The following is a 24302-nucleotide window of genomic DNA, read 5'->3' on the forward strand; positions in this document are numbered from 1 at the left end:
ATACCTCCCGGGCGCCGCTGCGGAGCTTCAGCAAGCCTGCCCAAGAATATGATGGCAGAACGTGTCCGATACAAGGCCTTTCGCAGTCGAAAAGACACCATATGCGCGAAAAGCGCTCACGTTTCAGCGATCATTACAAAGAATTAATCGTTAAAGTTAAGCAGCGCACAACCGAAGATTATTCACCCGCCTGCCGCAAAACCGGAGCGGCCTTCTGCCCGAGAATTCGCCATGTGCCCATGAGGCCGATGCCTACCGTCATGACGAGGGCGACGACGACCGTGCCGATCGCCACATCCGGCAGGAAACTGGAGGGCAGCTTCATGATGCGGGAAATGACGAACCAGGCGGAGACGCCGCCGGCGAAAAGCGCAAAAACGGCGGTGGCGAGACCGAGCATCATATATTCATAGGAGAAGGCGCGGATCAGCAGGCTGCGTGTACCGCCCAGTGTTTTCAGGATGACCGCATCATGGGTGCGGGCACGGTTTCCGGCGGCAAGAGCGCCGGCGAGGACGAGGACGGAGGCTATGAGCGCAACGGCCGCTGCTGCGCGAATTGCGGTGGCAAGCTGGCCGACCAGCCGGTTGACCACATCGAGGGCGTCCTTCACGCGCACGCTTGTTATCGTTGGGTAGGCGTTGGTAACGGCGCGCAATATCTGGCCCTCCTCGCTTGCGGATGCGGAGGGGTCAGCGAGTGTGGCAAGCCAGGCATGTGGTGCGCCACGGAAGGTATTGGGTGAAAACACCATGACGAAATTGATCGACAGCGATTCCCATTCGACATTGCGCAGATTGGCGATCTTTGCCGTGATGCTGCGGCCGAGCACGTTGACGGTAACGGTGTCGCCGATCTTGAGGCCCAGTTCCTGCGCCTCTTTCGCCGCAAAAGAGACCAGCGGCTCGCCGCTATAATCCGGTCCCCACCATGTCCCTTCGGTCAGCTTGGCGTTTTCGGGAGCATCCTGCGAATAGGTTATGCCCCGATCACCGCGCAGCAGCCAGCGCCCGGATGGCGGCACGTCTATCTTCGTCACGTCCTCGCCATTAAGAGCAAGAATGCGGCCGCGCAGCATCGGCACCTCGGTCAGCGTGCCCTGAGGCGCTTCTTGCCTGAGAAGATCGCGGAAGCCCTGCAACTCGGTGCCCTGAATATCCACGAAGAAGAAATTCGGCGCTCGTTCCGGCAGGCTGTCGGTCAGTTCGCGGCGCAGATTGCCGTCGATAAGCGTCAGGGTCACCAGCAGCGTCAGCCCGAGCCCGAGGGAGAGAACGACGGAGGGGGTGAGCGCACCCGGTCGGTGAATATTGCCGATCGCCAGGCGAAGCGCGGCGGAATGAACGCGCGGGCTGCGTTTGGCGATGGCCTTGACGGCTGACGCCACCAGTCGCAGCACCACAAACGCGAAGGCGATGGCAGCAAGGAAAACCGAGGCGATGAAACGTTCTTCTGCCGAAAAGATGGCAAGTATGGCCAGCGCAGCCAACAACAAGCCCGTCACTGCGAGATAAGGCCAGGACGGCCAGCTGCCCTCCTCGAACCCCTGCTCTCGAAAAAGGGCGGTCGCGGGAACTTCGCGCGCCTGGCCGAGTGGCACGATGGCGAAGGCAAGTGTCGTCAAGATGCCGAACAGGGCGGCAAGACCAAGTGCTGCTGGATAAAAGGCAAGCTCTTTCGGCACCGGAAGCACACCCTCCAGAAACCGCATGGCGATCAGCGGGGCGATGGCGCCCACAGCGAGGCCGATGATGATGCCAACGGCGGCAATGAACACGATCTGGAAGAGATAGGTCATGGTGACAACGGAAGCCGGCGCGCCGAGGCATTTCAGCGAGGCGATCGTGGTGCGCTTGGAATCAAGAAAGGCGCGAACGGCGTTCGCAACGCCGACGCCGCCAACGATGAGGGCGGTCAGGCCCACCAGCGTCAGGAATTGCGAGAAGCGGTTGACGTTTTCGGTAAGCGATGGCGCTGCCCGGTCACTCGTGCGGATGGACCAGCCGGCATCGGGAAACGTCTTGTTGGCCGCATCGGTCATCGTGGCCCGCGCTGCAGGATCGTTCAGCATGATCTTGTAGGCGTGTTCGACCAGACTTCCGTTCTGAACGAGGCCTGAGGCGAAAAGCGCATCGCGGCTGACCATCAGCCTTGGGGCAAAACCGAAGCCGTCGGACAGGGCATCCGGCTCGTCGACAACCGTGCCGGTCAGTTTCAGCTTCACATTACCGAGAAGGATGTCGTCGCCGACCTTGATGCCCAGCCGCTCCAGGAGAAGCGGCGCGGCCACGGCGCCATAGGTATCGCCGTTCGCAGCCAGAAGCTCGCTCAGAGGCCGGTTTGGGTCTGCTACGAAGGCGCCGTAAAGCGGATAGGCGCCGTCTACGGCCTTGACTTCCGTCAGCGTCTGTTCGGAACCATCGGCAAGGCGCGCCATGGAGCGCAGCCCGGTGGAAACGGCGATTTTGCCGAGGCCATCGAGGTAGGCCCGTTCCTCTGCGGTTGCCTCCCTGTTGCGCAGCTCGTAGCGCACATCGCCAGCCAGTATCGATTGGCCTTCCGTCGCAATCGCGCTGGTGACGGCGCGTGACACGGAGTTGACAGCGGCAATGGCGCCGGTTCCGAGCGCGATGCAGGCGAGGAAAATATAGAAGCCACGCAAACCGCCGCGAATTTCGCGCCGCGCGAGCCTCAATGCGTTTTTGATGTTGGCAACAGACGGGAGAATGGAGCCGATCATGCCGATACCGCCCTGGCCATATGGGCAGCGGCGCTGTCACCCTCTATCTCGCCGGAGCGCACCTTGATCTGTCTTGAGCAACGGGCGGCCAGTGACGGATCATGGGTGACAAGGATCATCGTCATGCCGCGTTCGGCCTGTTTTAAGAAAAGAAGATCGGCGATCTGCTGGCCCGTATCCGCATCCAGATTGCCGGTCGGTTCGTCTGCGATCAACACGGCGGGGGAGGGTGCAAGCGCGCGGGCGATCGCAACACGCTGCTGTTCGCCACCGGAGAGCTGGCCGGGATAATGGTTGAGGCGTTCGCCGAGACCGACAGCGACGAGTTCCCGTTTGGCGATCTCGAAGGGGTTCGGCACGTTGGCCAGTTCCAGCGGAACGGCTACGTTTTCCAGCGCCGTCATATTGGCGATGAGGTGGAAAGACTGGAAAACGATGCCGATATTCTTGCCGCGGAAATCCGCGAGAGCATCCTCGCCGAGCTTATGCAATTCCGTGCCCGCTATGACGATCTCGCCGCTATCCAGCCTTTCGAGACCGGCAAGTACCATCAGAAGGGTCGATTTTCCCGAACCGGAAGGGCCGACGATGCCCACCGCCTCGCTTTCGCCAATGGCAAGATCGATGCTCTTGAGAACGTGAACGGAGGCGGCGGCGTTGCCGAGCGTGAGGTCGGCCTTCTTAAGCTCTATGATGCTTTTCGTCACAATTCTCGTTCCTATATATGATGAAAACAGTCTGGCGGTGTCGATGCGGACGGTATTTCAGACAATGCAAACCAAGTTAGGAAAGCCGTGATGAGATTTAAAGCTGCCCTGTTTCACTTCATCGTCATTTTCGCAGCCGCCTTTTCCGCCTCGGCGGCCATGGCGCAGGAGCGGACATTGCAACTGGTTGGCCTGGGCGACAGTCTCATGGCGGGTTACCAGTTACCCCCCACCGATGGCTATACGGTACAGCTTGAAGCTGCATTAAAGGCCAAGGGCATCAATGTTACCGTCACCAATGCCGGTGTGTCCGGCGATACCTCTTCAGGCGGTCTGGCGCGGGCGGAGTGGTCGGTTCCCGATGGCACGGACGGGGTCATTCTGGAACTCGGCGCCAATGATGCGTTGCGCGGTATTGCGCCGGAACAGACGGAAAAGAACCTCGACGCCATCATTTCCGGCTTTCAGAAACGCAACATAGCGGTGCTGCTAGTCGGCATTATGGCACCGCCGAACATGGGTGACGATTACGCCAAGCGCTTCAACCCGATCTATCCGAAGCTTGCAGAAAAATACAACCTGCCGCTTTATCCGTTTTTTCTGGATGGCGTGGTGACGGATGATAAGTTGAAGCTGGAGGACAAGATGCATCCCAATACGCAGGGTGTGGCGATGATGGTGGAGAAATCTTTGCCGGCTGTTGAAAGCTTCATCAAGACAATCGGTGCGCAAAAAAAATAAGCACTTGCGCCCGCCTGCATTGCATGATTCGCTATGCTTGTTCTGCCAAGAGATTCGGGGAGCTCGCCATGCCGAGACTGTTTATCGCCCTCGAAATTCCGCGCAATGCGGCTATGAGCCTGTCATTGTTGCGCGGTGGTCTGCCGGGAGCCCGGTGGATCGATGTGGAGAATTATCACATAACCCTGCGTTTTATCGGCGATATCGACGGGAGAACCGCCGATGAGGTCGTTGACAGGCTGGACCGGATCGACAGGCCGGAATTCCAGCTCAGTCTCAACGGGATGGGTTCCTTCGGCTCCAAGAAACCGCATTCGATCTGGGCGGGGGTTTCCCCCTCGCCGGAAATGAATGCGCTTCAGGCGGAGGTCGAAAGAATCTGTCAGAGGATCGGCCTGCCGCCGGATCCGCGCAAGTTCATGCCGCATGTGACGCTGGCGCGGTTGCGCTCTTCACGGCTGGACGATGTGGTGCAGTATCTTTCCGGGCGCGGCAATTTCCGCACATCCGCCTTCACGGTCGGTCGTTTCGTGCTGATGTCGTCCAAGGAATCGGTGGGTGGCGGACCCTACATCGTGGAAGAGGTGTTCCCGCTTCACGAAGCGCGGTCCAGCGCCATCTTCTCGAGCAACGAGCTGCATCCTGCAAAAAGCATGTTGTAGACGGCCAGAAATCCGTCGTCGCCACCGAAGTAGGGATCGGGGACGTTTTCGTTGCGTCCCGAAGCGTAGTCCAGGAACAGGTGGATTTTGTGCTTCCGGTTTTCGGGCGCCTTTCGGAGCAGTTTCGCGAGATTTCCTCCGTCCATGGCAAGGATGAGATCGAAGGTCTCGAAATCGGCCTGGCTGACCTGCCGCGCACGCTGCAGGGAAATATCGATCCCATGCTTGCGGGCGATTGCGATGGATCTGCGATCCGGGGCGGTACCGGTGTGCCAACCGCCGGTGCCGGCGGAATCGACAGTGAGTTGGCGAGACAGGCCTCCGGTTTCGGCAAGGTTTGTCAAAATGCCTTCGGCAAGCGGTGAGCGGCAGATATTGCCCATGCAGACAAAAATAACGGCTGTATGTTTCATTGAATATGCGTCGATCCGGTCGTTGAGGCGTTAATGTTTGTCCGAAACAGCGGATCGCATGTCAAGCGGAGGCAAGATGCATGAAATATCCCAGACTTGAACCGGAAGCCATCCGGCAGGCGCTTTTAAAACTCGAAGGCTGGTCCTTGCGCGAGGACGGGGCGGCAATCGTCCGGTCGTTCAAATTTGCGAGTTTTGCGGAGGCTTTCGGTTTCATGGCGGAGTCCGCACTCGTGGCAGAAAAGCTCAATCATCATCCAGAATGGTCCAACGTCTATTCGCGCGTCAGGGTCTGCCTCACCACCCACGATTCGCAAGGCGTTACCGAGCGGGATTTCCTGCTCGCAGAGGCCATGCAGAAGGCGGCAACGGGCCGTGGGAATTGAACGGCGGGCTTTAACTCCCATATAATAACCGTGACCGGAGGACCGTCGATCATGGATGATGTGAAAATCGGTGAAATTCTTTTGCCCGGGGAAACGGGCAGCGATGGTGAACGCGAACGCGTCGTGCGCGCCAAATTCTGGCCGAAGCTGAAGCGTGTGATGACCAAGGTGCCCTTCGCGCGCGATGCGGCAGCAGCCTATTATTGCGCGATCGACCAGGATACGCCGCTGCGTGCCAAGGGCATCATTCTGGCCGCGCTCGCCTATTTCATCATGCCGTTTGATGCCATACCGGACATGCTGGCGGTCGTTGGTTTTACCGACGACATCGCGGTCATTACGGCCGCGCTTGCGATGATCCGCGCCCACATCAAGATGGAGCATTACGATGCGGCGGATGCCATGCTGAAACGGCAGCAGGAGGCCGAATAACACGTCTGTGATGACGAGGCTCCTCGGAGCCGGGCAGGTGACAAATTGTTGCCTGAATTTGTGTGTCATAGACATGACGGGGAGGGCGTGCCACGCCTTTCTTCTCAGGGTGCGGGCGTAGCCGATCTGTAACACTTCAAGACGTTTTCGGCATTTTATACGTGTTGTTGACGGTTTGGTAACCGCTTCCTGACCACAATGAGAAAAGACGATCCGCACCTGAACGTGGCCGATCCATAAACATGGAGCCCGCCGCTGCTTCGGGCCAATGGAAGACAATAACCCGGCAGGAAATTCTATGTTTGTAAGAAGTGTAGCAACCGCAGTGGCCATTTTGCTGACCAGCGTCGGCGTAGCATCTGCACAGTCGCCCACGCGCATCCAGCAGTTCAATGCATGGGGCGCCTATTCGTACAAATCGGGCAACAGCACCGTCTGCTACGTTCTTTCCATCCCCACTTCCAAGGAACCGGCGAGCGTCGATCACGGCGATATCTTCTTCATCGTGTCGCAGCGTCCGGGCCAGAATATTTCCTACGAGCCGCAGGCCATGGTGGGTTACCCGCTGAAGCAGGGCTCCAAGGTCAATGTCACGATCGACAACAAGAACTTCGTGATGTTCACCAAGGACAAGGCTGCCTGGGTTGAAAATGCTGCCGAAGAACCCGCTCTCGTGGCCGCGATGAAAGGCGGCAAGTCGATGACGGTGAAGGCGGTCTCCGGCCGCGGCACCGCGACTTCCTATTCCTATTCGCTTTCGGGCATTTCGGCTGCTTTCAAGCAGATCGAAAGCTGCAAGTAATCCTGACGCTTCGTCAGCTTTGTGATTGGCCGGTCATCGACCGGCCATTTGCGTTTTTGCTTGTTTGATGCTAAAGGCGCGGCAACATTGACAGGCGGATGCGCGAAAAGTGCTCCGCCTTTGATTTTCTCGACATGCAGACGATTTTCCGCCTTTCCTAAAGGCCGGTCGTGCGATGCATTGGATGATGGGATAGCGTGATGTCCGTATTGCATGCCCCTGCCGGTCTGGCAGTTAAAACTCCCCTGATCGCCAATAGCGATCTCATGTCCGGCAAGCCGTCGCTGATCGGCATGACGCGTGAGGAAATGGGCGAGGCGCTGGCCGAGATCGGCGTGCCGCAGAAGCAGGTGAAGATGCGTGTCAGCCAGTTGTGGAACTGGCTATATGTGCGCGGCGTCTCGGATTTCGACAACATGACCAATGTTGCCAAGGAACTCAGGGAAAAGCTGAAAGCAGCCTTCACCATTGCCCGCCCGGAAATCGTCGAGGAGCAGATTTCCAACGACGGCACCCGCAAATGGCTGATGCGTTTTCCGCCGCGCGGTGCGGGACGCCCTGTCGAGATCGAGACGGTCTATATTCCCGAAGAAGGACGCGGCACGCTTTGCATTTCGAGCCAGGTGGGCTGTTCGCTGACGTGTTCCTTCTGTCACACCGGCACGCAGCGTCTGGTGCGGAACCTGACGGCCGAGGAAATTCTCTCCCAGCTTCTGCTCGCCCGCGACCGGCTCGGCGATTTTCCTGACGGTTCGACGCCGGTCGGCGCCTATGTGCCGAGCGAAGGCCGCAAGGTCTCCAACATCGTGATGATGGGCATGGGCGAACCGCTCTACAATTTCGAACATGTGAAGACCGCACTTCTGATCGCCACCGATGGTGACGGCCTGTCGCTCTCCAAGCGTCGCGTGACCCTGTCCACCTCGGGCGTCGTGCCGGAAATCTTCCGCACGGGCGATGAGATCGGCGTCATGCTGGCGATTTCACTGCATGCGGTGCGCGACGATCTGCGCGACATGCTGGTGCCGATCAACAAGAAATACCCGCTGAAGGAGCTGATCGAGGCTTGCCGCAATTATCCGGGTGTCTCCAACGCCCGCCGCATCACCTTCGAATATGTGATGCTGAAGGATGTGAACGACAGTCTGGAAGACGCCAAGATGCTGGTGCAGCTTCTGAGGGGCGTTCCAGCCAAGATCAATCTCATTCCGTTCAATCCGTGGCCAGGCACGAATTACCAGTGCTCCGAATGGGCGCAGATCGAGAAGTTCGCGGATTTCATCAATCAGGCGGGTTACGCTTCGCCGATCCGTACGCCGCGCGGCCGCGATATTCTCGCTGCCTGCGGCCAGCTGAAATCGGAATCCGAGCGCATGCGCAAAACCGAAAGGCTGGCTTTCGAGGCGATGATGATTGCCAACCACGGTGCGGACGACTGAATCGACGCCAATCGCGGCAGAAAGCTTGGTTCGTTACGGTTCTTTGATTGATTTCGGGCGGTCTTGTTTCTAATAAGACGGCAATAAGAAACCAACTGGAGGATACCTATGCGTGCATTCATTCTGGCGCTCGCAGCCGCGAGCGCCCTCGTTCTGCCGGCCAAGGCTGAAAACGTCACCGTTGCCGTCACCGCCATTGTCGAACATCCGGCGCTTGACGCCGCACGTGACGGCGTCAAGGCAGCGCTTGCCGAAGCCGGTTACAAGGAAGGCGAGAACCTCAAGTTCCTCTACGAGTCCGCGCAGGGTAATCCAGGCACCGCAGCGCAGATTGCGCGTCAGTTCGTGGGCGAAGCCCCCAATGTCATCGTGCCGATCTCCACACCGTCCGCCCAGGCTGTCGTTGCAGCGACGCGCGACATTCCGGTTGTCTTCACGGCTGTTTCCGATCCGGTTGGCGCACAGCTCGTTAAGGACATGCAAAAGCCCGGCCGCAACGTGACCGGACTTTCCGACATGCTGCCGGTTGCTGAGCATCTGGCGCTGATCAAGGAAATTTCGCCCAACGCCAAGTCCATCGGCTTTATCTACAACTCCGCCGAGGCCAACTCCGTCTCGACGCTTGCAGCGCTGAAGGCTGAGGCTGAAAAGGCCGGCCTGAAGGTCGTTGAATCTGTCGCCACAAAATCCGCCGAAGTGCAGGGCGCGACGCGCGCACTGGTCGGCAAGGCCGACGTGATCTACGTGCCGACCGACAATACCATCGTTTCCGCTTTCGAGGCGGCAGCTGGCGTTGCGAGTGAGGCGAAAATTCCGCTTTATGCCGCCGATACGGATTCCGTTGCGCGCGGTGCGGTTGCGGCTCTCGGCTTCAATTATTACGACGTTGGCAAGCAGACCGGTGCTGTCGTTGTTCGCATTCTCAAGGGTGAGAAGCCCGGCGACATTCCGGCAACCGTTGCCGTCGGCACCGATCTGGTGATCAATAAGAAGGCTGCTGAAAAAGCTGGCGTCACCTTCCCCGAAAGTGTGACGAAGCGCGCCACCAAGGTCATCGACTAAACCGGACTTCGGGCGGCGGTCACTCGCCGCCCGTTTTGCGCGGCACGCAATGGTGCCCGTATCCGCCGACGCGGCGGCAATAACAAGGACATTACCGTGAGCCAAATCGCTTTCTGGGGTGCCGTGGAACTGGGACTGGTCTTCGCCTTCGTGGCGATCGGCGTCTATCTCGCTTTCCGGGTACTTGATTTTCCTGATCTGACCGTTGACGGTTCCTTTCCGCTCGGCGCAGCCGTTGCGGCAGTGATGATCATCGCCGGCCTCAATGCCTGGGTCGCGACGGCGATTGCGATGGTTGCCGGCGCCGGTGCTGGCATCGTTACGGCCACGCTCAACGTTCGGTTCAAGATACTCAACCTGCTTGCGTCAATCCTGACGATGATCGCGCTATTTTCGGTGAACCTTCGGGTGATGGGAAAACCGAATGTGGCGCTGCTCAATCAGGATACGATGATCTCGCCGTTCTACGGTCTCGGTCTTTCCGAATATCTCGTGCGGCCACTCTTTATCGGCGTTCTGGTATTGCTCGCTGTCATTCTCGTCTGGCGTTTCCTTGAGAGCGACGCGGGCCTTGCCATGCGGGCGACGGGCGCGAATGCGCGGATGGCGCGCGCCCAAGGGGTGAAGACCGGCAACCAGATCTATCTTGGCATGGCGCTTTCGAATGCACTGGTCGCGCTCGGCGGCGCGCTTTTTGCGCAGACCAATGGCTTTGCCGATGTGACTGCCGGTGTCGGCACCATCGTCGTCGGGCTTGCGGCCGTCATCATCGGCGAAACGCTGTTCGGCTCGCGGGGCATTCTGATTGCGCTCATCGGCTGTGTTTTCGGCTCCATCGCCTACCGCCTTGCCATCCAGCTCGCTTTGTCGAGCGATGTGCTGGGTCTCAAGGCCTCCGATCTCAATTTCGTTACGGCGGTACTGGTAGCCATTGCATTGATCCTGCCTCGACTGCGCCGCGGGGGAGCAACATCGTGATTTCCCTTTCCGACATTCAGGTCATCTTCGGGCGTGGCACACCGCTGCAAAAGCAGGCGCTGGCCAAGATCGATCTTACCATCGAGGATGGTTCCTTCGTTACCGTGATCGGCTCCAACGGTGCCGGCAAATCCACACTTCTCGGCGTTCTCGCGGGCGATGTCCTGCCGACRGCCGGAAAGGTGATGGTTGGTGGCGCCGATGTCACACGCAAAACGACCGCCAGCCGGGCTGGGCGGGTGGCGCGCGTGTTTCAGGACCCATTGGCTGGCAGCTGTGGCGCGCTCACAATTGAGGAGAACCTTGCGCTTGCGGCGTCTCGCGGAGAGCGTCGCGGCTTGTTGCCGGCGCTTGGGCGCGGCAGGCGGGATTTCTTCCGGGAGCGTATCGCTTCGCTCAATCTCGGTCTGGAAAATCGTTTGAAGGACCGCATGGACCTGTTGTCCGGCGGGCAAAGGCAGGCGGTCTCGCTTGTCATGGCAACGCTTTCCGGTTCGGACGTGTTGCTGCTTGACGAACATACGGCAGCACTCGATCCCGGCATGGCGGAGTTCGTGATGGAGCTGACCCGCAAGGTGGTTTCCGAGCGCAAGCTGACGACGCTGATGGTTACCCATTCCATGCGTCAGGCGCTGGACTATGGCGACCGCACGATCATGCTGCACGCCGGTGAGATCGTGCTCGATGTGTCCGGCGAAAGCCGCAAGGGTCTTCAGGTCGAAGATCTTATCGACATGTTCCGCAAGATACGCGGCCAGACGCTTGATGACGATGAGCTATTGATCGGCTGATGAGTTATCCGAAAGGCGCCTGCGGGCGCCTTTTTTATTTGTGCGTCATCGCGTCTGGGTGAGGAAAATCTTGACGGCGAAAAGCGAAAATACACCGGCGATCGTATAATCCAGCCCGCGCAGAACCTTCTTGTTGCGCTGGAGCCAGGCCGACAGCACATCGGCGGCAACGACGATGCCGATGCCGATCGGCAGCGCCACGATGATTGACCAGAGCCCAAGGAAAATAAGCTTGCCGGTTACATGCGGATCGGATGCGCTGACGAATTGCGGCAGGAAGGTCATGAAAAAGATGATGACCTTTGGATTGAGCAGATTGACCCAAATACCGTTCAGCAAGGCGGATTTCAGTGAAGATTGCTGTTTTTCGCCCGTGGTCTTGACCATCACGAAATCCGAGCCCTTGCGGATCGCCTGAATGGCGAGCCAGACAAGATAGGCGGCCCCGCCGGTCTTCAGGATGAGGAAGGCTGTCGGCGATGCGACGATGAGGGCCGCGACGCCGAAGGCAACCAGCATCGTATGCACGGTAATACCGAGATTGGTGCCCACAAGGGTCATGAAACCCGCTGCCCGGCCCTCGCGTATTGACCGGCTGATCCATAGCGTCATGTCAGGACCGGGCGTTACCGCCAGAAGCAGGATGGCGACGGTGAAGGCGGCAAGTGTTGGCAGGCTCGGAACGAAATCCATCGCGGCACCCGTAAAGCTGGAGACTGCCGTTGCTTAACGCGAATTCGCGTTTCTGCCAATGTTTTTGCGCGCCGGGACATTGGTACGAAAACCGGGGATGATCAAAAGTGGATAGCCGCCGCAACTTTCAAAGTGCGGCGGCGTCGGGCGATCAGTTTTTGAGGAAGCTGGTGAAGGCGGCGGAATATTCGGTGTGCCAGCGCGACAGTGGCGGACGATTTTGGACGATGTCTTGAGCGGCCCAAAGAATACGTTTCTCGTCCGTCGGGCGATCCACTTCGCCATCCGGGCAGAGAATGTAGAAATCGCCCCTGGCGATGCTCTCGATCATGAAATCAACGGTCTGCTCGCCGGTCCAGGCTCCTGCTGGTTTTTCCGTCCTGCCATTTGCCGTGAGGCCGGTGAAGACGAAACCGGGGATCAGGAGATGGGCGGAAACCGCGCTGTTCGGAATATTGCGCAGCTCGTGCTGTAGCGCTTCCGTGAAGGCTTTGACGCCGGCCTTCGAGACATTATAGGCCGGATCGCCCGGCGGGGTGGTGATGCCCTGTTTCGAACCGGTATTGATGATGAGCGCGGCCTCGCCATGGGCGACCATGCCCTGCCCAAACACCCGGCTGCCGTTCACGACACCCATCAGGTTGACGTTGATGACTTTTTCCCAGTTGGCCTGAGCGCCGAAGATGGCGCTGCCCGGCTGGATGCCGGCATTGTTCATCAACACATGAACCCGCCCGAAACGCTGGATGACAGCGCGTTCCAGCGCCTCAAGCTCATCGAGTTTCGACACGTCGGTCGGTATTGCGACGATCTGTGCTTCGCCGTCCTTTGCGATGGTCAGAATATCAGCATGCGCTGCGGCAAGCCTGTCACCGTCGAGATCGACGAGGACGACGCTCATGCCGAAACCGGCAAATTTCCGGGCAGCGGCAAGTCCGATACCGGAGGCCGCGCCGGTGATGACGGCGACATTATCTTCCTTGAATGCGGGGTGGATGGTCGTCATAGGTTTTCCTTTCGCGTCGTTTTGTGCTGTTTCCAGCCGTTTGCAACGTTGCCTGCACCCTGAGTGGCTTCATTCACGGTCTTCAAGTTGATCGCGCCGCTTCATGTTAAAGCGCGAAATCGCATAATGCATGTGACAATTCGTTCGTTCCAGTCATGACGCGCTGTTGCGGGGATCTGACCTTTCGCAAATGCCTATTGCCCTTTCGTCCTATTCGTTGTTTTGTCGGGCATCTTTTCCGAAAATCGCTTCACAGTTTTCGGGTTGCACTGTAAAAGTGCCGAAATCCCAAGGAAATGGCGGTACCCCGATGCCGTCATCATGCAGATGGACATCATAATGGCACTCCCGAAAGACGTTAAGAAAGTCGTTCTCGCCTATTCCGGCGGCCTCGACACCTCGATCATCCTGAAGTGGCTTCAGACGGAACTCGGCGCTGAGGTCGTGACCTTCACCGCCGATCTCGGCCAGGGCGAAGAGCTTGAGCCGGCGCGCAAGAAGGCCGAGTTGCTGGGCATCAAGGAAATCTTCGTCGAGGACGTCCGCGAAGAGTTCGTGCGTGATTTCGTTTTTCCGATGTTCCGTGCCAACGCCGTTTATGAAGGTGTCTATCTGCTCGGTACCTCCATCGCCCGCCCGCTGATTTCCAAGCACCTGATCGAGATCGCCAAGAAGACCGGTGCCGATGCCATTGCGCACGGCGCCACCGGCAAGGGCAACGACCAGGTCCGTTTCGAGCTTTCGGCCTATGCGCTGAACCCGGATATCAAGATCATCGCCCCATGGCGCGATTGGACTTTCAAGAGCCGGACCGACCTTCTGGAATTTGCCGAAAAGAACCAGATTCCCGTGGCCAAGGACAAGAAGGGCGAAGCGCCGTTCTCCGTCGACGCCAACCTGCTGCACTCCTCGTCCGAGGGCAAGGTTCTGGAAGACCCGGCTAAGGAAGCCCCGGAATATGTGCACATGCGCACCATTTCCCCGGAAGCGGCGCCTGACAAGGCAACCGTTATCAAGGTCGGTTTCCGCAAGGGTGATGCCTGCTCCATCAACGGTGTGGAAATGTCGCCTGCCACGCTTCTGGCGACGCTCAATAATTATGGTCGCGAAAACGGCATCGGCCGTCTCGATCTGGTCGAGAACCGCTTCGTCGGCATGAAGTCGCGTGGCGTCTACGAAACGCCCGGCGGCACCATCCTGCTGGCTGCGCATCGTGCGATCGAATCCATCACGCTCGACCGGGGTGCCGCGCATCTGAAGGACGATCTGATGCCGCGTTACGCCGAGCTCATCTATTACGGCTTCTGGTTCTCGCCCGAGCGCGAGATGCTGCAGGCCCTGATCGACAAGAGCCAGGAGCATGTGGAAGGCGAAGTGACGCTGAAGCTCTACAAGGGCAATGTCATGGTGACCGGCCGCGAGAGCGCGAAGTCGCTCTATTCCGACGCGCTGGTGACGTTCGAGGACGACCACGGTGCTTATGACCAGAAGGACGCAGCTGGCTTCATCAAGCTCAATGCCCTGCGCCTGCGCACCCTTGCGAAGCGTAATCTCGGCAAGTAATTCTGCTGAAGCATGAATTGGAAAAACCCGCAGGTGGCAACGCCTGCGGGTTTTTTCATGTCTCTCTTCTGGAAACGGCGCGAAAGCCGATGTAGCTGGCAACGGCCACGAATTCCATAACCGGAATGATGATGCCGAAGCTGGTCAGCGGGGAACCAATGAGCGAGGCCATTGCCCCACCCGCAAAGCCAGATCCCATCTGGATGAAACCCATCATGGCCGATGCCGAGCCGGCGATATGCGGGAAGGGGGCGAGGGCCGCCGTGACCATCGAAGGCGTCAACAGCGCGATCCCGACGGTCGCCACTGCGACGGGCCCCATGATGGAGAGGAAGGATGGCGGCACGAGGAAAACCGACAGCATGATGAGAAGACCGCCCGTGCCGGAAAAACAAAGGCCAAGCACGACGGAACGCCGGTCGCCCAGTCTTGGCGCGATGTAACGCAACGCAATCGAACCGAAGAAATAGGCGCCTGTTTGCATCAGCATGCCGACACCGAAGGCCGTGGGAGACATGCCGACTTCGTTGATAAGGATGAAGGTCAGCATGGTGGCTTGCGCATAAAGTGCGCCGATGGAGCCGCCGAGCACGAGGGCGGCCAGAAGAAAACGCGGCTGCTTCAGCAATGTGCCATAGGCCGACAGAAGGTGTCGGGGTCGGATCCTGGTTTTGTCAGGCACCGTCGTTTCACGCAGAAAAAGCACCACCGAAAGGATGGCGATAGCTCCGAGACCGGCCATGAGGAAAAACACCGATTGCCAGCCAAAAGCCGCAAGTGACAGACCACCGATCGTCGGCCCCATCGCAGGGCCGATCGCCAGCATGATGCCGATGAGGTTCATGATGCTGGAGGCTTCCGGGCCGGTGAACTGATCGCGCACCACGGCGCGCGCAACAGTCATGCCAACGGAAGCGCCGATGCCCTGAACGAGGCGCGCGAACAGCAGCACTTCGATGGTTGGGGCCAAGAGGGCGAGCACACCGCCGCCCAGAAAGATCGACAGGAAGACGAGGCTCGCCTTGCGCCGCCCGAAGGCATCGGATGCCGGCCCGGCAAGCAATTGGGCTAAGGCAAAACCGGCAAAATAGAGCGACAGGCTGAGTTTTATGGCGGAGTCGCTGGTTGCGAAAACCCGTGTCAGTTCCGGCATGGCCGGCGTGTAAATCGACATGGAAATGGGCGCCAGCGCTGTCAGCAATGCTCCGAGCAAAGCCGTGCGTTTTCTGGACATGATCGTTTTCGACATTGCGATCAGCCGTTCTGGCCCTGCTGTTCCGGTTGCAGATTGTTGCGAAGCGTCTGCAGGAAGCTACGGAAAAGCGCGACTTCCTCTTCGTTCAGTCCCTGTGTGGCCTGAAGAACGAGCTGGTCGATTTCATGACCGACAGCTTCCAGCATGTCGGCAGAGGTTTTCGTCAGGACGATACGTTTGGAACGCCTGTCCTGCGGGTCCTGCTGGCGTTCTATCAGATTGAGTGACTGCAACTTGTCGAGATAGGCGCAGATCGTCATGGGTTCGATGCCGAGACGGGCGGCGATGTCAGCCTGTTTGCTGCCATCGATAACCGCAACTGTCAGCAATGCTCTTGCCTCGCCGGGGGTAAGGCCCAGTCCGGCTTCCGAGATACGGCGCTCAAATGCACTGTTCAGCAGGCGTGCGCCGCTGTTCAGCAAAAATGCCAATGAATCTTTTTCGCGTGTGCCCATGCTTCGCCTTTTGGTAAGTCAGCCTTACTAAGTTTCGGACGATAAGCAATGGCGCATAAATCATATTATCGAAAATTGCGTAAAGTATTCGTCAGTTTGATTGCGGGCCGTCCAACAACATTGCCTGTCATCGTCACGTCGAAGCAAAAAAAGACAATACGTCCTGCATTTTTTCCACTTCATCCGTTGTGCCAATGGAACGAGCAATCTCGATCCGGTCAGAAAAATACGTCACAAAGTCGAAATCCGTGTCGTCGGTCACGTCGGCAATGTCAATCACCTCGCCATTGGCATTCAGCGTCTGTGCCGGAAGTTCGGACGAAAGCTCAAGCCAGGTATCGTGGCTGATTTTTCCGGTATCGTAATATTCCTGCGCGATTTCCCGCAATTGCCGGGGGCTGACACGGGTGAAATCGATGCCGTCTATCGTTTCTTCAAAGCCGGTGGCCGCGTCGGATGGGGCTGCCTTGCCGAAATCGGGGCTTCCCACGGGTCTGCTGTTTTTGGGATTGTCCCTGAAAAGGAAACTATTGGCAGATCTTAAAGAATAAATCTCCATAATACATATCTCCATCATGGGATATTATTGCGGGAAATCAAAACATGCCGTCGACATGCCAGTCAATACTTGGCGGTGTTGACGATCATGTCTTCCACACCAAATTCCGGCATATTGAATTGGCGGTGGAGGCATGCCCATATGGGCGTAAACCGGAATTGTACAAGGAAGATGAAATGCCATCCACGACCGCGCCCTATCCCGCACTCGTTACCTGGAACGGTCAGAACGGTCTGCCGAAATTCGATGCGGTCAAGGATGAGGATTTTGCTCCGGCCTTTGAAGCCGCCCTTTTGTCCCATGAACAGGAAATCGATGCGATTGCCGGCAATCCGCAGGCGCCGACCTTCGAAAACACCGTGACCGCGCTTGAAATCGCCGGCGACGAACTTTCGCGCATTTCGGCGCTGTTCTGGAACAAGGCGGGTGCCCACACCAACGGCGTCATTCAGGCACTGGAGCGGGAAATCGCGCCGAAAATGTCACGGCACTATTCCAAGATCGGCATGAACGAGGCGCTGTTCAGACGCATCGACACGCTGTGGGAAACGCGCGATTCGCTTTCCCTGACCGGCGAGGAAAAACGCGTTCTCGAACGGCACTGGAAGGGTTTCGTGCGCTCCGGCGCAAAGTTGCAGAAGGACCGTCAGGAGCGTCTTGCGGCCATAAATGAAGAGCTTGCCGGTCTCGGCGCCAAATTCGGGCAGAATGTTCTGGCGGATGAAAAGAGCTGGAAACTTCTGCTTTCTACCGACGACGAGCTTTCCGGCATTCCCGGTTTTCTGCGTGATGCCATGGCGGGTGCCGCGCGCGAACATGGCGAAGACGGCAAATTTGCCGTTACCCTTTCCCGCTCCATCATCGAGCCATTCCTGACCTTCTCCGAACGCCGCGACTTGCGCGAGCAAGCCTTCAAGGCCTGGGTGGCTCGCGGCGAAAATGGTGGCGATACCGACAACCGCGCAACCGTCCGCCGTACGCTGGAACTGCGTGAGGAAAAGGCACAGCTTCTCGGCTACAAGAATTTTGCTGCCTACAAGCTGGACGACACGATGGCAAAAACGCCGGATGCCGTGAACGGTCTTCTGGGCCAGGTCTGGGAAAAGGCCGTGCTGCGCGCAGGTGAGGAGGAGGCTGAGCTTGCCGCCATCATCGCCGCGGAGGGCAAGAACCACGAGGTGATGCCCTGGGACTGGCGCCATTACGCCGAAAAGCTGCGGGCACAGAAATTCAGCTTCTCCGAGACTGAATTGAAGCCGTATCTGCAATTGGAAAAGATCATCGATGCGTGTTTCGATGTGGCCAACCGGCTCTTTGCAATTCGTGCCGTCGAGATCAAGGGTGTCGCCGCCTATCATCCCGATGTGCGGGTTTTTGAAATCCGCGACGACAAGGGCGACCTGAAAGCCATGTTCCTCGGCGATTATTTCGCCCGCCCGTCCAAGCGTTCCGGCGCGTGGATGAGTTCGTTCCAGTCGCAGCACAAGCTGCCTTTGAAGAACGGCACTGTCGGTGAAATACCGATCATCTACAATGTCTGCAATTTTGCAAAACCGGCAGAGGGAAAGCCTGCGCTGCTTTCGCTCGATGATGCGCGCACGCTGTTTCACGAATTCGGCCACGCCCTGCACGGCATGTTATCTGATGTCACCTATCCTTCCGTTTCTGGAACGGGTGTGTCGCGCGATTTCGTCGAGTTGCCGTCGCAGCTTTACGAACACTGGCTGACCGTGCCGGAAATTCTGGAGAAATATGCGCTGCATTATGAAACCGGGGCACCGATGCCAAAGGCGCTGCTGGACAAGGTTCTGGCAGCACAGACCTTCAATGCCGGTTTCAGCACGGTGGAATTCACTTCTTCGGCTATCGTCGATATGGCGTTCCATACCCGTGACAGCGTCGGCGATCCCATGGTCGTACAAGGTGAGGAGCTTTCCGCCCTGAACATGCCGAAGTCCATCGTCATGCGGCATGCGACGCCACATTTCCAGCATGTGTTTTCCGGTGATGGTTATTCGGCCGGTTATTATTCCTACATGTGGTCGGAGGTGCTGGACGCCGACGCGTTTTCTGCCTTCGAGGAAACCGGCAACGCCTTCGATGGTGAAATGGCGCGCAAGCTGAAAGAGAATATCTATTCAGTCGGTGGCTCGATCGATCCGGAGGAGGCCTATCTCGCTTTTCGCGGCAAGATGCCAAGTCCCGATGCCATGCTTTTGAAGCGCGGCCTCGTATAAAAGACTGTCATATTCTTGAGCTAGAACCTGAGCGCAGGGGGCATATGACAATGCCCCCCTTTCGCATTTGCAAAAAAAAGGTTATGAGCGCGCCAAACTAAATTGGCGCATCTCACGACGGTAGCGCCCAACCTCAGAGATTTTGAACAATGGCAATTCGCAACATCGCGATTATCGCGCACGTTGACCATGGAAAAACGACGCTCGTTGACGAGCTTCTGAAGCAGTCCGGCTCGTTCCGCGACAACCAGCGCGTTGCGGAACGCGTGATGGATAGCAACGATCTCGAAAAGGAACGCGGCATCACCATTCTTGCCAAGGCGACTTCGGTGGAGTGGAAGGGTGTTCGCATCAACATCGTCGACACCCCCGGCCACGCCGATTTCGGCGGCGAAGTTGAGCGTATCCTGTCGATGGTGGATGGCGCGATCGTTCTGGTCGATAGTTCCGAAGGCCCGATGCCGCAGACGAAGTTCGTCGTCAGCAAGGCGCTGAAGGTTGGTCTTCGCCCGATCGTCGCGATCAACAAGATCGACCGTCCGGATGGCCGCCATGAAGAGGTCATCAACGAAGTTTTCGACCTTTTCGCAAATCTCGATGCTACCGACGAGCAGCTCGACTTCCCGATCCTTTACGGTTCCGGCCGTGACGGCTGGATGAACGTCAACCCAGAAGGTCCGAAGGATCAGGGTCTTGCACCGTTGCTCGATCTGGTTCTCGAGCATGTTCCGGAGCCTACGGTTGAAGAAGGTCCGTTCCGTCTGATCGGTACGATCCTCGAAGCCAACCCCTTCCTCGGCCGTATCATCACCGGCCGTATCGCTTCCGGTTCGATCAAGCCGAACCAGGCCGTGAAGGTACTTGGCCAGGACGGCAAGACGATCGAAACCGGTCGTATTTCCAAGATCCTCGCATTCCGCGGCATTGAGCGCACGTCCATCGATGAAGCCCATGCAGGTGACATCGTCGCCATCGCTGGTCTTTCCAAGGGCACTGTTGCCGATACCTTCTGTGACCCTTCCGTCACTGAGGCGATGACCGCACAGCCGATCGATCCGCCGACCGTTACCATGTCCTTCATCGTCAACGACAGCCCGCTTGCCGGCACCGAAGGCGACAAGGTCACGAGCCGCGTCATCCGCGACCGTCTGTTCAAGGAAGCCGAAGGCAACGTCGCGCTGAAGATTGAAGAGGCTGAAGGCAAGGACTCGTTCTTCGTTTCCGGGCGTGGCGAATTGCAGCTGGCAGTTCTCATCGAAACGATGCGTCGCGAAGGCTTCGAGCTTGCAGTTTCGCGTCCGCGCGTTGTCATGCACAAGGATGAGAACGGCGCCATGATGGAGCCGATCGAAGAAGTCGTGATCGACGTCGATGAAGAGCATTCCGGCGTCGTCGTTCAGAAGATGTCCGAGCGCAAGGCTGAAATGGCTGAGCTCCGTCCCTCCGGCGGTAATCGCGTTCGTCTGAAGTTCTACGCTCCGACCCGCGGCCTGATCGGCTACCAGTCGGAACTTTTGACCGACACGCGCGGCACGGCGATCATGAACCGCCTGTTCCACGACTATCAGCCGTACAAGGGTGCGATTGCTGGTCGCGTTAACGGCGTTCTTTTGTCGAACGGTTCGGGCGAAGCTGTCGCCTACGCCATGTTCAACCTGGAAGATCGTGGCCCGATGATCATCGAGCCGGGTGAGAAGGTTTATGCCGGCATGATTATCGGCATTCACTCGCGCGATAACGATCTCGAAGTGAACGTGCTGAAGGGCAAGCAGCTGACCAACATTCGCGCCGCCGGCAAGGATGAAGCCGTAAAGCTGACGCCGCCGATCCGCATGACGCTCGACCGCGCGCTTTCCTGGATCCAGGACGACGAGCTGATGGAAGTGACGCCGAAGTCCATCCGTCTGCGCAAGATGTTCCTCGACGCCAACGATCGCAAGCGTTTCGAAAAGGCGAAGCTCGCAGTTTGATTGCGGCTTCCCGTAAAGAATTTGAAAAAACCCGGCTGCGAGCCGGGTTTTTTTATGCGCATGTTTTATTTGTGCATGAGTCGAAAGACCCTTGTGTCAAAGGTTAAGGATGCGTTAATTTTTCTCGGTCGTCCACATGAATAGGCTGTGGGTAAGCTTGCTGTCGTTAACCTTTATGGCTGGCAAGTTTTCATGGTCGGGGCCAGAATCGCGTTATGAAAACGTTATCCATAGATGTTCGCCGAGCCGAACCGCAAGATGCGCGCGCAATAGCCGAAGCGCACCGTCTGTCATGGCAACAGGCCTATGCCGGGCTGATCCCGCACCGACCGCTGACGCAGATGCTGGAGCGCCGCGGCGAAATCTGGTGGAAGAAGGCGACCCGGGGTTCCGCAACCATGCTGGTGGTGGAAGTGAAGGGCGTGGTTGCCGGATATGCCACGCTGGGCTTAAGCCGTGCGCGTGGGCTGCCGCATGACGGCGAGATCTACGAGCTTTATCTGCGGCCGGAATATCAGGGCATCGGGCTTGGCTCGCTGCTGTTCACGGAAGCTCGCCGGCTGCTGACCTCGCTCGGCTGCAACGGTGTTGTGGTCTGGTGCCTCGAAGATAGCGAGGTCGCCAATCGGTTTTTCCGTTCGCATGGCGGCCGGGACATCGCCGAGGGCATGGAAGATTTCGGCGGCAGGTCGCTGCGCAAGATCGGTTTCGTCTGGAACTAAGTACGCAGCCGGGTGATTTCACGCCGGTTTCATTTTTTCCGGTCGGCCATTCACAATCCCGATGCCCTCAAATTCGGCATTCTGCCTTATCCGCCTAAAGCCATGTTGCAATACGGCGACTTTCCCAGTATCGAAAACCAAATCCAACCCCGTCGAATGAGGGAAGCGAATGCGTATCGATGCAATTTCCATTGGCAAGAATCCGCCGGAAGACGTGAATGTTATTGTCGAGGTGCCGGTTGGCGGCCAGCCGATCAAGTACGAGATGGACAAGGACGCCGGTGCGCTGATCGTCGATCGCTTCCTCTACACGCCGATGACCTATCCGGGTAACTATGGCTTCGTGCCGCACACGCTTTCCGACGATGGCGACCCGATCGACGTTCTTATCTGCAATACCCGCCCGCTGGTTCCCGGCTGCGTGATCAATGTGCGCCCCATCGGCGTCATGATCATGGAAGACGACGGCGGCAAGGACGAGAAGATCCTCGCCGTTCCGGTTCCGAAGCTGACGCGCCGTTACGACAAGGTCCACAACTACACCGACCTGCCGGAAATCACGCTGAAGCAAATCGAGCACTTCTTCGAGCACTACAAGGATCTGGAGCCCGGCAAGTGGGTGAAGATGGGCGGTTGGCAGGATGTCGACGTTGCCAAGAAGCTGATCGTCGAAGCCATCGAGCGCTACAAGACGCAGGGCTGATTTCAGCCCGTTGCCTTAGACTTCCAGCTTTCTAAAAAGCTTTTCGAAATCCTCCGGGTCGGTATCGATCCGGAGGATTTTTTTACGCGCTGTTTCACCTGAAATGAAGGTGATGGACGATTTGGGCAGGCCGAATTTTTTCGCCAGCAAAATAACCAGGGCCTTGTTCGCCTTGCCGCCCTCAGGCACTGCACTGACGCGGGCCTTCAGATGGGCATTTCCGTCAGCATCCTGCTCCACGCCGTCAATGGCATCGCGTCCCCCGTTCGGGGTGAGGCGAACGGACAGGCGTATGTGATCGCCGTGTTTTTGCCAGAGGTCGCTCAAGCGACCATGGGATAGAGCGTATTCCACATGAAGGAGCGGATGAAGAAGATGATCAGCAGCAGGATGATCGGCGAAATATCGATGCCGCCGAGATTAGGCAGAATGCTACGGATTGGGCGCAGAACCGGCTCGGTGACGTTGACCAGAAAGCTGCCGATGGCATTCACGAACTGGTTGCGGGAGTTGATGACGTTGAAGGCGTAAAGCCAGGAAAAAATGGCGCTGGCGATCAGCACCCAGGTATAGAGGTTCAAAGCCAGATCGATGGTCTGAAACAGGGCAAGCATCAATATCTCCGTATCTTGATTGCAAGACATTTAGACATTCGCTCGTGAACCGGCAAGTGTTGCGCCTATAGGGCTGGCGATTCTTGTCGTATCGCTCTATTGCAGACTTCTCATATTGTCTCGAGAGCACCCAGCCGATGTCCCTGCCTTCTGCCGAAAACCGCTTCGGTGCATTCCGGCATAGTTCCTATCGCCGTTTTTTCAGCGCCCGGTTTTTTTCGGCCTTCGCAATCCAGATCGTCAGCGTTTCCGTGGGCTGGCAGATGTATGAGGTCACCGGCAATGCCTTTTATCTCGGCTTGATCGGTCTTTTCCAGTTTCTGCCATCGCTGCTTTTGATCCTTGTCACTGGAACGGTGGCTGACAGGCACAATCGCCGGCGCATTATGGCCGTATGCCTTCTGATAGCGGCCGGTTGCGCGGCGGCTCTGCTTGGCCTGACGCTGGCACACAGCTTTTCTCCCTGGCCGGTCTTTACCATTCTCGTCGTGTTCGGCATAGAGCGGGCTTTCATGGGGCCGGCGGTGCAATCGCTGGCTCCCAATCTCGTGCCTGTCGAGGATTTGCCGAACGCCATCGCCTGGAACTCCTCTTCATGGCAGATGGCGTCCATTCTTGGCCCTGTCGCCGGTGGCCTGCTTTATGGTCTCGGCGCTTCCGTGGCCTATAGCGTGGCGCTCGTGCTGTTCATCGTGTCCGCTATGCTGGCGGTGACGATCCGCAAACCGGAGCAACGGGGTCCGGCGAAAGCGATCAGCCTCGAGACCATGCTGGCCGGGTTCAAATTCATCTCGCAGGAAAAAGTGGTTCTCGGCGCCATCTCGCTCGATCTTTTTGCCGTGTTGCTCGGCGGCGCTGTCGCCCTGATGCCGATTTTTGCCAAGGAAGTGCTGACACTCGGGCCTTGGGGGCTTGGGCTTCTGCGCGCGGCACCCGGTATCGGCGCCATAACCGTCGCGGTCATTCTGGCGTTCAGGCCCATCCGCCACCATGCCGGCCTGCTGATGTTCGTCGGTGTCGGGTTTTTCGGCATTTCCACCGTGGTATTCGGACTTTCTCAAACCGCATGGGTGTCCATTGCCGCTTTGGTGGTCATGGGCGCATCGGACATGGTGTCGGTTTATGTGCGGGAAACGTTGATTGCGCTCTGGACGCCGGATGAGGTGCGCGGGCGCGTGAATGCGGTGAACATGGTGTTTGTCGGGGCGTCCAACGAGCTGGGCGAGTTCCGCGCCGGCACCATGGCCCATGTCGTCGGGGCCGTGCCAGCCGTCGTCATCGGCGGGGCGGGCACGCTTGCGGTTGCGGTCATCTGGGCACTCGGCTTTTCGAAGCTGCGCAGGATCGATAATCTCGACGCACCACGCTGACG

The 24302-nt window shown here is 58.1% G+C and carries 25 protein-coding genes; 15 read left to right on the top strand and 10 right to left on the bottom strand.

What is annotated here, in order from left to right:
- Positions 1–178: 178 nt before the first annotated feature.
- Together AC1DCP_RS12400 and AC1DCP_RS12405 are read right to left on the bottom strand one after the other, a co-directional pair.
- Positions 179–2740: an ABC transporter permease gene (locus AC1DCP_RS12400; RefSeq protein WP_065688685.1), complete on the bottom strand. Its 2562-nt coding sequence runs from the start codon at positions 2738–2740 to the stop codon at positions 179–181.
- Positions 2737–3447: an ABC transporter ATP-binding protein gene (locus tag AC1DCP_RS12405; protein ID WP_112153245.1), complete on the bottom strand. Its 711-nt coding sequence runs from the start codon at positions 3445–3447 to the stop codon at positions 2737–2739. Before AC1DCP_RS12405 ends, AC1DCP_RS12400 begins: the two co-directional genes overlap by 4 nt.
- Positions 3448–3537: 90 nt before the next feature.
- Between AC1DCP_RS12405 and AC1DCP_RS12410 the strand changes: the two genes are divergently transcribed.
- Positions 3538–4188, top strand: a complete 651-nt coding sequence (locus AC1DCP_RS12410; RefSeq protein ID WP_065688684.1) for an arylesterase — start codon at positions 3538–3540, stop codon at positions 4186–4188.
- Positions 4189–4256: 68 nt separating this feature from the next.
- Positions 4257–4850 (top strand): RNA 2',3'-cyclic phosphodiesterase, encoded by a 594-nt coding sequence (gene thpR, locus AC1DCP_RS12415; RefSeq protein ID WP_003516655.1) that lies wholly within the window; start codon positions 4257–4259, stop codon positions 4848–4850.
- Here thpR and AC1DCP_RS12420 read toward each other — a convergent pair.
- Positions 4784–5263 carry a low molecular weight protein-tyrosine-phosphatase gene (locus AC1DCP_RS12420; RefSeq protein WP_065688683.1) on the bottom strand — a complete coding sequence of 160 codons (480 nt, stop codon included), beginning with the start codon at positions 5261–5263 and terminating at the stop codon, positions 4784–4786. The two genes, thpR and AC1DCP_RS12420, sit on opposite strands and share 67 nt — an antisense overlap.
- An 80-nt stretch (positions 5264–5343) precedes the next feature.
- On the opposite strand from AC1DCP_RS12420, the gene AC1DCP_RS12425 reads away from it, so the two are divergent.
- From AC1DCP_RS12425 to AC1DCP_RS12455, 7 genes are all read left to right on the top strand, one after another.
- Positions 5344–5649: a 4a-hydroxytetrahydrobiopterin dehydratase gene (locus AC1DCP_RS12425; protein WP_013636908.1), complete on the top strand. Its 306-nt coding sequence runs from the start codon at positions 5344–5346 to the stop codon at positions 5647–5649.
- A 51-nt stretch (positions 5650–5700) separates the two neighbouring features.
- Positions 5701–6081 carry a YkvA family protein gene (locus AC1DCP_RS12430; RefSeq protein WP_065688682.1) on the top strand — a complete coding sequence of 127 codons (381 nt, stop codon included), beginning with the start codon at positions 5701–5703 and terminating at the stop codon, positions 6079–6081.
- Positions 6082–6379: 298 nt separating this feature from the next.
- Complete coding sequence (locus AC1DCP_RS12435) at positions 6380–6883, top strand: invasion associated locus B family protein (protein WP_003516662.1); 504 nt, start codon at positions 6380–6382, stop codon at positions 6881–6883.
- 266 nt (positions 6884–7149) lie between these two features.
- Complete coding sequence (gene rlmN / locus AC1DCP_RS12440; protein ID WP_075807724.1) at positions 7150–8322, top strand: dual-specificity RNA methyltransferase RlmN; 1173 nt, start codon at positions 7150–7152, stop codon at positions 8320–8322.
- Between the two features lie 108 nt (positions 8323–8430).
- Positions 8431–9384 (top strand): ABC transporter substrate-binding protein, encoded by a 954-nt coding sequence (locus AC1DCP_RS12445; RefSeq protein WP_065688681.1) that lies wholly within the window; start codon positions 8431–8433, stop codon positions 9382–9384.
- Between the two features lie 96 nt (positions 9385–9480).
- Entirely contained in the window at positions 9481–10362 is an 882-nt protein-coding gene (locus AC1DCP_RS12450) for an ABC transporter permease (protein ID WP_003516669.1), read from the top strand.
- Positions 10359–11153: an ABC transporter ATP-binding protein gene (locus AC1DCP_RS12455; RefSeq protein ID WP_019566037.1), complete on the top strand. Its 795-nt coding sequence runs from the start codon at positions 10359–10361 to the stop codon at positions 11151–11153. Before AC1DCP_RS12450 ends, AC1DCP_RS12455 begins: the two co-directional genes overlap by 4 nt.
- Positions 11154–11198: 45 nt before the next feature.
- Here AC1DCP_RS12455 and AC1DCP_RS12460 read toward each other — a convergent pair whose 3' ends face one another.
- Both AC1DCP_RS12460 and AC1DCP_RS12465 read right to left on the bottom strand, forming a co-directional pair.
- Complete coding sequence (locus tag AC1DCP_RS12460; RefSeq protein WP_003516674.1) at positions 11199–11846, bottom strand: LysE family translocator; 648 nt, start codon at positions 11844–11846, stop codon at positions 11199–11201.
- Between the two features lie 151 nt (positions 11847–11997).
- The gene (locus AC1DCP_RS12465; protein WP_003516675.1) at positions 11998–12852 is read right to left on the bottom strand and encodes an SDR family NAD(P)-dependent oxidoreductase; all 855 of its coding nucleotides are present in this window, start codon (positions 12850–12852) and stop codon (positions 11998–12000) included.
- A 339-nt stretch (positions 12853–13191) separates the two neighbouring features.
- Between AC1DCP_RS12465 and AC1DCP_RS12470 the strand changes: the two genes are divergently transcribed.
- Positions 13192–14415 (top strand): argininosuccinate synthase, encoded by a 1224-nt coding sequence (locus AC1DCP_RS12470; RefSeq protein WP_003516677.1) that lies wholly within the window; start codon positions 13192–13194, stop codon positions 14413–14415.
- A 55-nt stretch (positions 14416–14470) separates the two neighbouring features.
- Here AC1DCP_RS12470 and AC1DCP_RS12475 read toward each other — a convergent pair whose 3' ends face one another.
- The 3 genes from AC1DCP_RS12475 to AC1DCP_RS12485 all read right to left on the bottom strand — a co-directional run bounded on the left by AC1DCP_RS12475 (position 14471) and on the right by AC1DCP_RS12485 (position 16684).
- Positions 14471–15649, bottom strand: a complete 1179-nt coding sequence (locus AC1DCP_RS12475; RefSeq protein WP_080800730.1) for a multidrug effflux MFS transporter — start codon at positions 15647–15649, stop codon at positions 14471–14473.
- A gap of 20 nt (positions 15650–15669) precedes the next feature.
- The gene (locus tag AC1DCP_RS12480) at positions 15670–16125 is read right to left on the bottom strand and encodes a MarR family winged helix-turn-helix transcriptional regulator (RefSeq protein ID WP_003516681.1); all 456 of its coding nucleotides are present in this window, start codon (positions 16123–16125) and stop codon (positions 15670–15672) included.
- Between the two features lie 133 nt (positions 16126–16258).
- Positions 16259–16684 carry a hypothetical protein gene (locus tag AC1DCP_RS12485; protein ID WP_065688679.1) on the bottom strand — a complete coding sequence of 142 codons (426 nt, stop codon included), beginning with the start codon at positions 16682–16684 and terminating at the stop codon, positions 16259–16261.
- Positions 16685–16860: 176 nt separating this feature from the next.
- Here AC1DCP_RS12485 and AC1DCP_RS12490 point away from each other — a divergent pair, with 176 nt between their 5' ends.
- The 4 genes from AC1DCP_RS12490 (at position 16861) to ppa (ending at position 22316) form a co-directional block, all read left to right on the top strand.
- On the top strand, positions 16861–18921 hold the full coding sequence (locus AC1DCP_RS12490) for a M3 family metallopeptidase (protein ID WP_065688678.1): 2061 nt from the start codon (positions 16861–16863) through the stop codon (positions 18919–18921).
- Between the two features lie 149 nt (positions 18922–19070).
- Positions 19071–20891, top strand: coding sequence for a translational GTPase TypA (gene typA / locus AC1DCP_RS12495; RefSeq protein WP_003516684.1), 1821 nt, complete (start codon positions 19071–19073; stop codon positions 20889–20891).
- Between the two features lie 215 nt (positions 20892–21106).
- The gene (locus AC1DCP_RS12500) at positions 21107–21613 is read left to right on the top strand and encodes a GNAT family N-acetyltransferase (protein ID WP_003516685.1); all 507 of its coding nucleotides are present in this window, start codon (positions 21107–21109) and stop codon (positions 21611–21613) included.
- Between the two features lie 169 nt (positions 21614–21782).
- Positions 21783–22316 carry an inorganic diphosphatase gene (gene ppa / locus AC1DCP_RS12505; RefSeq protein ID WP_003516686.1) on the top strand — a complete coding sequence of 178 codons (534 nt, stop codon included), beginning with the start codon at positions 21783–21785 and terminating at the stop codon, positions 22314–22316.
- 15 nt (positions 22317–22331) lie between these two features.
- Here the strand turns inward: ppa and AC1DCP_RS12510 are convergent, their stop codons facing one another.
- Positions 22332–22643, bottom strand: coding sequence for a DUF167 domain-containing protein (locus AC1DCP_RS12510; protein ID WP_025594563.1), 312 nt, complete (start codon positions 22641–22643; stop codon positions 22332–22334).
- A complete protein-coding gene (locus tag AC1DCP_RS12515; RefSeq protein WP_003516688.1) occupies positions 22640–22930 on the bottom strand; it encodes a YggT family protein in 291 nt (96 codons plus the stop codon). The genes AC1DCP_RS12510 and AC1DCP_RS12515 overlap by 4 nt, the downstream gene beginning before the upstream one ends.
- A 137-nt stretch (positions 22931–23067) precedes the next feature.
- On the opposite strand from AC1DCP_RS12515, the gene AC1DCP_RS12520 reads away from it, so the two are divergent.
- The gene (locus AC1DCP_RS12520; RefSeq protein ID WP_065688677.1) at positions 23068–24300 is read left to right on the top strand and encodes an MFS transporter; all 1233 of its coding nucleotides are present in this window, start codon (positions 23068–23070) and stop codon (positions 24298–24300) included.
- Positions 24301–24302: the final 2 nt, after the last annotated feature.

Source organism: Agrobacterium sp. 10T429 (assembly GCF_056393925.1).